The organism is Bartonella sp. AP58NXGY (genome assembly GCF_042195785.1).
Classification (GTDB): Bacteria; Pseudomonadota; Alphaproteobacteria; order Rhizobiales; family Rhizobiaceae; genus Bartonella.
The window spans coordinates 1-12,683 of the sequence record NZ_JBHIOY010000020.1; the positions used below are offsets into that span (position 1 = coordinate 1).

Genomic DNA, 12,683 nt, shown 5'->3' on the forward strand with positions numbered 1-12,683 from the left:
ATAATGATCTTGATTATTACAGTGATGAGAAGGGCATTGATGTTGAAAACGGTCGTCGGATGGTCACGCTTGTTGAAGGACATTATAAACAAAAATACAATAAAGTCAATAGTTTGTTTGTAATTATTTTATATGAATCCACTCAAGAATCCACACTTTTATACGTGATTCATTTGACTATTTTTTATATAAGATTGCCATGCATGAATAGATCCAAAAAAGCTAATCATAAAGAAGTTTAAGAAGAAAAAACAACTTCAAAATGTCCTTCAAGCGTTTTAACTTCTTTCGGATTAACAATAATCTTTATATCGTTTCCCAATTTTGCCAAACACTCAAGCATTTTCATTTCACTAATTCCTCGAAATTCTCCACTTAAGAGTTTAGACAGTTTTGGTTGAGTCATTTTCAAAAGTTGACTAGCCTGTTTTTGTGTTAAGTTCTTTTCTTTCAGAATTTGACTAATCTTATGAGCAAGTTGCGCTTTGATAAGCATTTCTCTGGAATCTGAAAAGCCAAGATCCGCATAAACATTGGAACTACCGTGAAAAACATTGATCATTTTAATTCCCTTCTAATTGTTCTGCTAACTTGAGACGTTCTTTAATCAGATTAATGTCTGGTTTTGCTGTTGCAATGCCACGGGTCGATTTTTTCTGAAAACAATGCAACACATAAAGAGATTTTTTATATTGTATCGTATAAACAGCGCGATAAGTTCCTTGAATATCGCGTTCAATAATTTCTAGAACATTGGCAGATCCGAACCCCTTGAGAACCTTAACATTTTCTCCTCTATCTCCTATCTGAGCAAGATAAAGAGCATAACCAATCCTTTGTTGAATAAGATCAGGAAGACTTTTTATATCTTTGAGTGAAGAACCAAGCCATATGATACGTTTTATTTTACTCATGATTATTAATATACCCATATGGGTATATTTTCAAGTGGTTATTCTAATTTTGTGATTTTTTAATAACTATTATTAATAAAATTGACTTGATAAAAATGGTAACAAAAAACCATAATTGTTTATTTGTTTTATGAAAAGCTGCTTTGTAAAAACCAACGCTTCCAAATGTAAAAAGAACGTTTTTTACAGATATTTATTGAATATGCATTTGCTTTTGATTGGATTGTTAAAGCTACCGAGCGTTTTGATTTGTTTGATACGTTTTCATATCTCTAATAGAGCGCTTGCAATATGATACGTTTTGTATATATGCATTCATTACTCCATTGTGGTTGATTCATTTTAATCATTAGAATAGACATTTGAAAGCCGCGTCATATTAATTGGCACGGCTTTTTTTTATTTTACTCTCTCTTTTATGATATGTTTATAGCAATGCATTTTATATGCGTTTATAACCATAAAGAATGCACGCCCCATGCGTGTTTTTATTCTGTTTTATCAGTTATATTGACAACATTATCCCTTTCATAAACCTCACAATTTTTTGGAACCAACCTTACTTTGCTTTTTTTATTGATTTTTGCATTGCCATAAGCACGCCCCCAGATCGTTGCACAATATGAGATTTTTGCATTGCCATAAACAGAGCCATAAATCTCACAAGAGCCACTCACACAAGCATTCCCATAAACCTTGCCATAAATTTTTGCACGACCATTAATAACAGCATAATTATAAATTTTTGCATGGCTATAAATACAAGCCAAGCCAGAAACCTTGGCATGACCATAAACGCGTGCATAACTAAAAACCGTAGCATCATAAGAAACATGCGCATGGTCATAAATATGAGCATCAGCAAGAACGCGGGCACTACCATTCACATGAGCATTACCATAAATATTGCCATAAACATGAGCATTGCCATAGACAAAAGCATGGTCATAAACTTTAGCATATTGAGAGATAAAAGCTTTTCCATAGACCTCAGCATTGCCATAAACTTGACCACAGACTTGAGAAAAATGGCGTATTTTTGCATTTTCATACACTCTTGCATGACCATAGACACAAGCCTCATCATACACCCAGCAATTACCATCATGGGATAGGTTAACTTCCTTTTCAATAAAGCCGCCTAAAGACCCCGCCTTTACATCATCAAAATCTTTTAAAGCTTTAATGCGATAAAGGTTTATAATATTTCGAGTAAGAGCATGTTTGATTTTTTTGATTTCACTGGTTAATTCGTATTTTTTGCACATAGAGATACCCTCACAATTTAATGTGATAAACATTTGATAAAATTTGAAATGGAAAAATTGGGTTGGAAAGCAGGCGCCCCCGCCGCGCCCGCGCGTCTTTACGCAGCGTTATTTTCAATAATCTTTACAACGGTATCGTTTTCATAAATTTCACAATCTTCAGGAATTCCATATGCATAATAAAAGTTTTGTTTGACATATGAATAACCATCTCTTTTTAACCTTGCATTGCCATGTACCAAACCTCTAATGGTGTGATAACCAGTCACTTTTGCATTCCCATAAACAGAACCATAGACCTTAACATACCCACCCACGCTAGCATTGCCATAAACCTTGCCATAAATTTTTGAAGAGCTACTTACAACAGCATGATCATAAACCTCAGCTTTGCTATAAATGCGTGCACTTCCTGTTAATTTTGCATTCCCATAAACCCTTGCATATTGATAAACCCACACCTTATCAGAAAGATGCGCATTATCATAAACATGAGCTCCAAAATACACGCGGGTTTTATCATATACATGCGCATTGCCATAAACAAAACCACCAATGGCAGCATTGCCATATACCCTTGCATTTTCATAAACACGACCAGATTTTACAACACAAGCATTATCATAAACCCAGCAATTGCCATCATGAGAAAGGTTATCTTCCTTTTCAATAAAGCCCCCCAAGGCACCAGCCTTAACATCAGCAAAGTCTTTTAATGCTTTAATGCGATAAAGGGTATGATTATTAATTACACGCGTTTCATTTGTGAGTGCAAACTTCTTTTGCATGAGCACAATTCCTTTATAGAGATTTAAATTTTTAAAATGAAATATTTAGAAGGAGGGCGCCCCCGCCGCGCCCGCGCGTGTCATTTACGCAGCATCACTTTCATATTCGCTGTCATTATCATCGTCATAATACCCTTCAAAATCAGCATAATACTCATGACGATAATAATCATCTTCGCTACCAAACTCAGGATATGCATCATCACAGATATCTTCATTAGCTGTTAAAGAGGCATTGCTATGAATATATGAAGAACCAGAGATAAGAGCATCACAAATAACGGCATCATCAAAAACACGTGATTCATCACAAATGTAAGCAGAGCCACTTATTTTTGCATTGCCTCCGACATGAGCATCATCACAAATGACAGCATTATCGGAAATATGAGCGTGATCAGTGACACGGGCGTTATCATAAATTTGTGCATTGCCTTCAATTACAACGGCGTTGTTAGCATGCGCATTGCCTGAAAGTTTTGCATTGTCCTTTAATGTCATACCTTCAAAAATAGCATTCCCATAAATTTGCGCATTACCATAGACATCAACAAAAAAGCTTTTTACTTTAGCATTTCCAAAGACGCGTGCATTTTGAAAGACCCGAGCTTTATTATACACCCAGCAATTACCTTCATGAGAGAGATTATCTTCACTTTCAATATAGCCACCGAGGTCACCTTTTTTCACATCATCAAAATCTCTTAAGGCTCTAATTCGAGTTAAGAAATGACCATCGATATATTCACAATCATCAATAAATTCGTATTTTTTTGCAGGCTCTTGTTGATTAGCAAGCGCGGTTTCATTTGAAATAGAAGAGATAACGGGGGAGGTGTTTGAATTTGTCATTTTAAATTCTTTCTAATCATAAAAGGTTTCTATTGACCCCCTAATGGGCGTCGGGCGCTAGAAACACGGTGATTAGTCCGCTGTATGCTTTCCCCTTGAAAGGGTATTGTATGGCATAACCACACCCGACAAAATTCTCATATACTAACAAAAGCATAAAAGAAAGTCAGTATTTTAAAGGCATGGGAGAGGCTGTTTCGTAACCTATCCGCTAATCACTAAGTGTTTCTATCACTTGATTATTTATATAACAAAATACGTATTTATTGTCAAACAATATTTTATCTTTTTTGTATTTTTTTTAATACGTTGTGTATTGATAATATCTTATGCTTATTAATTGCTTCTTTTATATTTATGTGCTTTTAAAGCTATATTATAGGTTTTATGAAACGATTGCGTTATTTTCTGAATCTATACATTTATAATATTTAGAAACGCTCTCATAATGCGTATTTTAAACTTTATAACCTATCAATTTTTTCACTAAATGGCTTTTAAGATTTCTGTTAATTTCTTTTAATAACACATTTTAGACTTAACAGCCTTTATAGGGACTGTCTTTATAACAAATGCTTTCATTTGCATTTTTGCTTTCTCTATAGCTGTTATGTTCTTTATAGCCATGGCATCATTTTTCAGTTTCATAAGAGAAATGATAAATAGGATATATGATAATTGTGATTTATAGACCATTATGAAAACACTTATGAAAACATCTCAATAGAAACTGATCATTATAGAGATGAGCAAAATCCCTTTTAATAAACTTTTGTCAGTCTTGTCAGTTCTTTTTAGAACCTATATCATTTTTTTTAAATGATAGAAAATTAAAATCATTATATTTCAATAAGTTAAGTTTTATGATTTTTTCAAAATACAACTTATTAAAACAGCCATAACAAATAAATACAACTGTAAATATATATTTGTCAGTTTATGTCAGTACATTGAATCGACAAAAGTGATCATTTAGTGAATGATTAAAACATGTCTTATGAGAGTATGTGATCTTTTAAAGCCTTTCAAAAGAAAGGGATTATAATCATAATAAATGCTATCAAGACCATTATGGTTATGAGTTTTGGAGGTGCTTTTTACGCCCCCCTTTACATATTTTTCAATAAAAAATAAAAGTCATTATATTTCAATATGTTATTTTTTATCAATTTTTCAAAAAAACAACCTATATCAAAATACAACCTGTAAATTCAACTAATGCTCTATGTTTTGTAGTTTTTTTTTTGGGGGGGGGGTAGAAACATTCAAAACCTATAAGTAATATAAGAAAATGAATATACATAACCCTCTTTAAATAAAGCTTCTGATAACAATAAAGCTATCATTTTAGATTACGGTTTAATCTTTTAAAGGCAATGTAAATAAGAGTATCTAAAAGTGCAAGTTTCTTCTTTTTAAATAACGCATGATAAATTATCCTTTTAAAGATTGTATGTCAGCAATTTATAAAAGGGATATAAGAACCTATAGGTATAAAACCTTATACCCCTTATGAGTTTATCATACCCATTATGTGAGCATGCTTTATAAGTTATTCAGTTTCTCTTATTTCCAATTTTGGTAGTTTTTTTACGATTTTCATTGTTTCTAAACTTACGGTAATAACCTTTTGAAATAACTCTAGAGGGTAGGCAGGGTTGCCAACGGTTTCAACAGCATAGCGATTAGCATCATTAACAATGCCACTCTTTTTATCAATCTTTACACATTGACGCCCCATAACCCATTCAAGAGCAGGCTTGCCATTAACGATATACGCATAAGCTTCAAGAGGGATATCTGTCATGATGATATTGCTATTATAAATAACAGTGGTTTTATCCTTTTCTTTACTATCCTTAATTTTTGCGAATTTCATTTCAGTTACATAATAAAACTTTTCTGGATTAGAGATCTCTGTAACTTTTGGATTACCCTTTTTAAAGGTCACTGGATACGGCTCTACAGTTTCATAGTTTACGTGCAAATGACCCAGTTCACGCCCTGCTGTTACAAACTTCCAAAAATCATCAGCACTCTTTACACAAGGGATACGAGGCAATTCTTTGCATAAATTATCAGCATAACGGGCGCGATAATCTTCCGAATGCAAAAGACCGTAAACATAATAGAATAGATCATCTTTTGTTATGGTTTCATTAGGATAAGCTGCTTTAAAATGTGCTAATCCCGCATCTGTAATGGCATCACGGCGTTGTAAATCAGCATTGTTGCTTTTTTCTATAGAATTCGTAAATAAATGTGACTGGTTATTATCTTTAGATTTTAAGGAGGTAATATCTTCATAAAAGTATCTTGGAAAGCATTGACCTGTATCTATTGCGTGAAGGTTAGGTAAATCCTTACTCATCAAAACAGAAAATCCACTTCTTGCTCCTACGCCTGTAACTTGTATTACCTTATTTTTTACCGCTTTCCCTATAGAGAATTGTAAAACTCTCTCATTAAAAATGCGATTGTAATAAAGCCACTGTTGTGTAAAAGGGCGATAGAGGCTTTGAATAAGGTATTTATCTTCAAATTCGAAAATCTTTCCACTAATTAATTGTTGTTTAAGAGAACGACTCCAACTGATTTTTTTAGCATCTGAATTTACAAAATTATCTACAATTTTTGTACGTGTTTTACAGTCAGTGTGATAAATATCATTAAAACGTTTCACTTCACTATTATAAAAATTAATCATATTACGCATATTTTTAGCTAAAGCTTCACGGCTTGAGTTATATGCCCACGCATCACGGCTAGTTGAGATACCACAAGAAAACGTTTTAAAGAGCTTTTTATTATGTCCTTTCTTATCTCCTAAAGCTAGGAATGTTTCGAAACTCTCATCACGTTGATGTATCCAATCACCATGCTTATCTGGTGCAATTACTTGCCAGCCCTTTTTATCCGTAATGCCACCAACACTACCAAAACATTCCAGAGCTGTAAGTTTTTCTTTTATCGTACGATTATTACCAATATCATGATAGTAAATTTTACAAGGTCCAATAGCATTGGGATTTTTGATAAACAAGGTTACAGCAATACCAGTCATACTTCCATTGCCGAAAACATTTTCACCTTCTTGAGCAACTCCATTGCTTAACATATTTTTGCGAAGATCTCCTCGTAAATTGAGTACGTAAATACTGCTAAATTCTTTGGCTAAAGATTTTCGTAAACCATCCATTGTAGACTTTTCTATGTAACCAGAACCAGAAACAAAACCGATTACTCCAGCATTATCAATACGATCACTAGCCCAGCGAATGGCACGAATATAATTATCATATAGATTTCGTATAAGATTTGCATTTGACTGAGCGGCATAAGTTTCACGAATGCGGTCATCTAATATCGGATAAGGTGTATTCTTTGCATTATCATTAGCACTTTTTTGACCTGTTGAATAAGGAGGATTTCCAAAGATAACTTCAATATTCATCTTCTTTTGATGTTCTAAATATTCACTGTTTTCTTTAAACAATTCCTGTAGTAAGTTCTTCTCTTCAAGCATCCGAAACGTATCGGTTAAGCCAATATGTTTAAAAGGAATATACTCTCCTTTCATAAGACTATGATACGTCGATTCAATGTTAATCGCTGCTATGTAATAGGCTAAGAGAACAATCTCATTGGCATGGATATCATGACGGAATTTGTATTCCATATCCTCTGGTTTGATCAGTTTAGATTGTAACAGCCGCGTGATAAAAGTACCCGTTCCGGTGAAAGGATCAAGGATAGAGACACCCCGTGATCCCAAGCTTTTTCCAAACTCTTGCTCTAAAACATCATTAACGGAATGAATGATAAAATCAACAACCTCAACGGGCGTGTAAACAATTCCAAGCTTATCCGTGGTTTTCTTAAATGCCTTGGCAAAAAAACTTTCATAAAGCTTGATAATAAGATTCTGTTTTGCATGAGTTTCTGTAATCCCTGCTGTACAGAACATGACACTTTTGTAAAATTGATCAAGATCTTTCGTTTTCTCTTCGATATTTGTTTTATCCAGTTCCGTTAAGATCTTATCCATGGCTTGCGAAATGGCATTGTTCTGTACAAATTCATTACCGTAAAATAAAGCTTCAAACACGGGACGCGTGACAAGATGTTGCGCTAACATCTCAATCGCTTCCTCTTGCTTGATTTCACTGTTGACGTTGTTCTTTAATTCCTTATGGAATGCATCAAAGGCGTGAAAGGCTTCACTCTTTTCATCGGAAATCATATCTTTAAGATGATTGATATGGTTTTGAGCAATCTCAGCAACATTGTTCGCCCAAATGCCCCAATAATCCGTGATTTTAAAACTATCCAGAAAAATGGCTTTGACAAAATCAAAAAATTCAGAACGGGGGAATAAGTCTCCTTGTCCTCCAGATACCGATTGAGATTTGCTTTCTGCTGTTCCAATGACACGTCCAGAACTTTCTGTTTTGGATGGTATCGAGATCTCATCAACCGTTGTGGTAAGCTCTTTTAATTCATTGGCACGCTTAATCTCTATAATCTCAATCGTATGGCTGCTATCTTGTCCTAAAGACATCTGATTAATTGTCCGAGCAAGCCTTTCATCATGAGAATGTAAAGCATGCAAAACTTGCCAAACAACACGGTATCTCTTATTGTTTTTTAAAGCCTTTTTGGCTTCTAAGTGTGAAGGAATGATAATAGGTAAAATGATATAGCCCGTTTTTTTATTTGGAGCACGGCGCATCACACGCCCTACCGCCTGTATCACATCCACTTGGCTATTACGCGGGTGTAAAAACATGATGGCATCAAGAGCAGGGACATCAATCCCTTCTGAAAGACACCGAACATTGCTTAAGATCCGACAAACATTTTGACCCGCATCTTCTTTAAGCCAATCCAATTCCTCATTGCGTTTTTTGACGCTTTGCGTTCCGTCAATATGTCTTACTTCACAGTTTAGAAAGGGAACGGTTTGAAGGAAATCATCAATATGAGATTTGATAATTTTATTGAAAAGCTTTGTTATATATTGAGAGGTGTTGATATCTTTGCAAAAAGCTAAAGCACATTGCATGGGCTCTGTATCATCATCATCAACAGCGGCTTGCTTATCTATTTTGGTAAGGGCTCTATAACAGCCAATAATTTTTGCCGCATCATCTAAATCAATTTCACGGTTTTCATTGGCAATAATCTCCTGTATGGCTGGTGTGATATAGGTTTCATTAATACCCAAGACCACAATCTTGTAAGGAGTTAACAGTTCATTATCGACAGCTTCCGCGAAGGTATAATGATGAAGTTGTTTTCCAAAAAGGGTTTCATCATCCATAGATGCCAAAACAGCATTAATCTCATCCGCCCGCCTTTTAGCAGTGTCACTAAAGATTTTAGGCGTTGCTGTCATATACAGACGTTTTTTGCCTCGAATGATGCTGTTATCGTGAACCTTGATAAATTCGGATTCATTGTCTTCACTTCCCAATGAAGCCCCTGTCGTTCTATGCGCTTCATCACAGATGATCAGATCAAATTCGGGTAAATCATACTTTTTTTGTGCATCCGAAATCACTTGGATAGAATGATAGGTTGAAAAGACCACCGTCATTGCATCTGTTAGGTTTTCACGCGCTTCTTTGGCAAGGGCTTGAGCATCCGTGGTAGCAGGGAGAACAAGATCTGATGTTTCCATGCCTATAATATCATCTTGATTTTTACGACGCTTACCTACTTTCGTATCCGAACACACAGCAAAAGAACGCAACGGGATTTGTGCATCGGCTGTCCATTCACGGATTGTTTGTGAGACTAAAGCCAGAGAAGGCACCAGAAACAAAACACGCTTGCCTTTCCCAGCAAGGGTTTCTGCTATCTTCAAACTGGTGAAAGTTTTGCCCGTTCCACATGCCATAATCAGCTTGCCACGGTCTGCTTCTTGTAAACCTTCACAGACTTTCTTGATGGCTTCTTCTTGATGGGGACGAGGCTCTTTTGTTGATTTCAGAACAACTTCTTTTTTCGTTGCAAATATTTGCCAATCTATCCGACTGTTTTCCATATGACGAAGGTCAATGCGATAAACGGGTATCGCTTGTCCTTTAATCATGGCATTCACATTGTCACTTAATTCCACTTCTGTGCTGTCAACGAGAAGTCGATATTTAAAGATGTCTTTTCCAGATGCCGCGATAAAGCTATCAATATCCTTTTTACTGATCTGATGGTCTGCTTGATAAAACTTACATTGAATAGCCACATAGCCCTCTTGATTGCGAAGCTTGGCAACCAGATCAATGCCGATATCATTTTTATTCCAACCTTCACGCTCTTTAGCCCATTCATAATAGCTCTCAACTTTTTCATATCGCCCATAGTGGAGAGGGTCATACATAAGATATTTTGTCACAAAATCTTCAAACACTTTCCCTCGTAGAGTATTTGAAGTTGTCTGTTCACGATAGGATTGTAAAAGGGAGCGTAAAGTGAATTGTTCATTATCAGACTTAATAGATTGCAGCATATTGTAATAAAAATCCCTTGCCTTATGAGATGATTAATAATCATCAAAAGAATCAAAATGAATTTAATTAAATGCATTTAAAGCAAATAACGATAAAAAAGGGAAAAAACTGCTAAAAAAAGCCGATATTTTTTTCAAAAGGGGTCTTTAAGGCTGCTTATCAACAGCCCATGACATGGAATAAGATCAGCAAAGTAGTGAAATTTGCTATTCATTTCACGGGTTAATCAAGATAAATGTACTATGGGCTTTAATATATCAGAATGAGTATTTTGATAAGTTTATAGATAGGTTTTGAAGGTGTTTAAAACCCTCAAAATACCTTCAAAACTCCTTTAAATATATATCATAGATTGTATTTACGTGTTGTGTTTAATATAGGTTGTTTGTTTAAAATATTAACCTATTGAAATATAATGACTTTTATTTTTCGATTGAAAAAAATATATAAAGGGGGGTAAAAGGAACCCTCAAAATACTCAAAACCCCTAAAACTCATAGATTAGGCGTCTTTTGAAGGTTCACTCTATGAATGCAAGGGGATATGGTTGAGCAAACTTATCCTTTATATTTATGGGGATATTGATGTATTAACCATTGACGGGCTAAACAGTTTTGTTTAGAGGTTTTCTCATATAAATGTGGGGGAGAGATCTTCAGCAATTCAAATAAAGCGTTTTTTGTAAAATAAAGCAGTTTTGGGTGTCACTTTTTTGGTTACAGAGGCATGTGCTTTTGTTAAAAGCGTCATAGGGCAGTGGCTGTTTTGAGTGGACTTGTTAGAGGTTCCATGAAGTTCTTTTAAAGAGTGCTTCATGAATAATGCAAAGCGGGGGCAATCTGTATTGTTATTGATATTTTTACGCCAAAGTTCTCTTTTGAGAATTTTTCGTGCCATTTTTGTTTTCTTTGGCTTGTTTACAGGTGTAAATGTTTATGCGCGCTCCTCAGCTATTTTTCATTCCCCAACAGATAATTTTTCTCGCCAACAATCTGAGAAGCAGCAATTAGAAAGAATTGAGAATTTACGGTCTTTAACGCCTAAAAGGATCAAGACGCCTTCAGAGCAAAATCCAGAAATGCTTTTGGGTGGGAAGCAATGTTTTCCAATTCATGCTGTTGTTGTTGAGGGAGTGCATCATGTCAAAAAGCGCTTTATATCAGCCGTAACAGAGCCTTATGTTGGAAGATGTATTGGTCTTTTTGATATCCAGCTTTTAATCAAGAAGTTAACCAAAGTTTATTTGGATCAAGGCTATGTAACGGCGCGTTTTTACATTCCTGATCAAGATATTAAAAACAGCAAGACGCTCAAATTTGTTGTCATTGAGGGCAAGCTTTCAGAGATTTACTATAATGGTTCACCGACGTCTCGTTATAATAATGTTGTATGGAGTGCTTTTCCTGGGCTTCAAGGTCATGTTCTGAACATGCGCGATATTGAACAGGGGCTTGATCAGATCAATCGTTTGAGTTCAGCGCACGCTCAAAGCGAACTTCTTCCAGGGCGTGAAGAAGGCAGCACCATTGTCAATATTAACAATCATCCCGATAAAACGTTCAAGGTTACTGTTTCTCATGACAATATGGGACAATCTTCCACGGGTTATGCGCGTTATAGTGCGGGCTTGAGGGTAGAAAATATTTTAGGGATGAATGATGCGTGGGATTTTAACTATCAACGCAGTGAGCCCGATTATTGGGGTGGGAGCAAGCAAGAAGGACATAGCAATAACATTTCAGCGAGTGTGAGTATTCCATATGGTTATTGGACCTTTGGATTGAATGGCACTGTTTATAATTACCAAAGCATAATCCCTGGCAATTTTACCGATATTGAGACGACGGGGGATTCCAGTGAGTTGCACGCCAGTACAAGCAGGGTTCTTTACCGTGATAGTGTTTCCCTTACAACTTTGAATTTAGGTCTTTCTTATAAAAGAACCAACAATTACCTTCTTGGCAATAAGATTGAAGTGGGCAGCCGTCAATATAGCGTCGCCAATTTTGGCATTTCGCATTCGCGCCAGATGTTGGGGGGGACTTGGACCTTTGATGTGAGTTATTTGCAAGGTCTTCCCTTGTTTCATTCAGTAAAGAAACATGCGCCAGGAGCAGGGGATGCGGAGCCACAATTTGCCAAATTTACCGGTACGCTTAGTGTCATGACGCCTTTTAAGATAGGGGGCTTGGACTTTATACTGAGCAATCTTTTGAGTGGTCAATATTCACCGCATAATTTATTGGGAGCTGAACAGATTTCGTTGGGGGGTGCTTCCAATGTTCGTGGCACGCGTGAGAGTTTGCTTTTTGGCAATAACGGTTTTTTTAGCCGGAATGATTTGTTGCT

The 12,683-nt window shown here is 35.7% G+C and carries 8 protein-coding genes; 2 read left to right on the top strand and 6 right to left on the bottom strand.

The features are described from left to right. On the top strand, positions 1 to 242 hold a 242-nt coding region (locus tag ACFINC_RS08680), incomplete at its 5' end, for a hypothetical protein (protein WP_375616952.1). Here the strand turns inward: ACFINC_RS08680 and ACFINC_RS08685 are convergent. The 6 genes from ACFINC_RS08685 to ACFINC_RS08710 form a co-directional block, all read right to left on the bottom strand. Continuing rightward, complete coding sequence (locus tag ACFINC_RS08685; protein ID WP_015856199.1) at positions 239 to 562, bottom strand: helix-turn-helix domain-containing protein; 324 nt, start codon at positions 560 to 562, stop codon at positions 239 to 241. The two genes, ACFINC_RS08680 and ACFINC_RS08685, sit on opposite strands and share 4 nt — an antisense overlap. A 1-nt stretch (position 563) precedes the next feature. After that, the gene (locus ACFINC_RS08690) at positions 564 to 914 is read right to left on the bottom strand and encodes a type II toxin-antitoxin system RelE/ParE family toxin (protein ID WP_375616946.1); all 351 of its coding nucleotides are present in this window, start codon (positions 912 to 914) and stop codon (positions 564 to 566) included. Positions 915 to 1,402: 488 nt separating this feature from the next. Continuing rightward, a complete protein-coding gene (locus ACFINC_RS08695; protein WP_375616947.1) occupies positions 1,403 to 2,182 on the bottom strand; it encodes a hypothetical protein in 780 nt (259 codons plus the stop codon). A gap of 98 nt (positions 2,183 to 2,280) precedes the next feature. Beyond that, a complete protein-coding gene (locus ACFINC_RS08700; protein ID WP_375616948.1) occupies positions 2,281 to 2,970 on the bottom strand; it encodes a hypothetical protein in 690 nt (229 codons plus the stop codon). 84 nt (positions 2,971 to 3,054) lie between these two features. Next, the gene (locus ACFINC_RS08705; RefSeq protein WP_375616949.1) at positions 3,055 to 3,822 is read right to left on the bottom strand and encodes a hypothetical protein; all 768 of its coding nucleotides are present in this window, start codon (positions 3,820 to 3,822) and stop codon (positions 3,055 to 3,057) included. 1,552 nt (positions 3,823 to 5,374) lie between these two features. Continuing rightward, complete coding sequence (locus ACFINC_RS08710; RefSeq protein WP_375616950.1) at positions 5,375 to 10,333, bottom strand: DEAD/DEAH box helicase; 4,959 nt, start codon at positions 10,331 to 10,333, stop codon at positions 5,375 to 5,377. 815 nt (positions 10,334 to 11,148) lie between these two features. On the opposite strand from ACFINC_RS08710, the gene ACFINC_RS08715 reads away from it, so the two are divergent. Beyond that, positions 11,149 to 12,683, top strand: a 1,535-nt coding sequence (locus ACFINC_RS08715; RefSeq protein WP_375616951.1) for a ShlB/FhaC/HecB family hemolysin secretion/activation protein, incomplete at its 3' end; no start/stop codon positions are given.

Coding starts and splice junctions, on each gene's coding strand:
- ACFINC_RS08710 (WP_375616950.1), bottom strand. CDS start 10,333: ATGCTGCAATCTATTAAGTCTGATAATGAACAATTCACTTTACGCTCC.
- ACFINC_RS08685 (WP_015856199.1), bottom strand. CDS start 562: ATGATCAATGTTTTTCACGGTAGTTCCAATGTTTATGCGGATCTTGGC.
- ACFINC_RS08700 (WP_375616948.1), bottom strand. CDS start 2,970: ATGCAAAAGAAGTTTGCACTCACAAATGAAACGCGTGTAATTAATAAT.
- ACFINC_RS08695 (WP_375616947.1), bottom strand. CDS start 2,182: ATGTGCAAAAAATACGAATTAACCAGTGAAATCAAAAAAATCAAACAT.
- ACFINC_RS08690 (WP_375616946.1), bottom strand. CDS start 914: ATGAGTAAAATAAAACGTATCATATGGCTTGGTTCTTCACTCAAAGAT.
- ACFINC_RS08705 (WP_375616949.1), bottom strand. CDS start 3,822: ATGACAAATTCAAACACCTCCCCCGTTATCTCTTCTATTTCAAATGAA.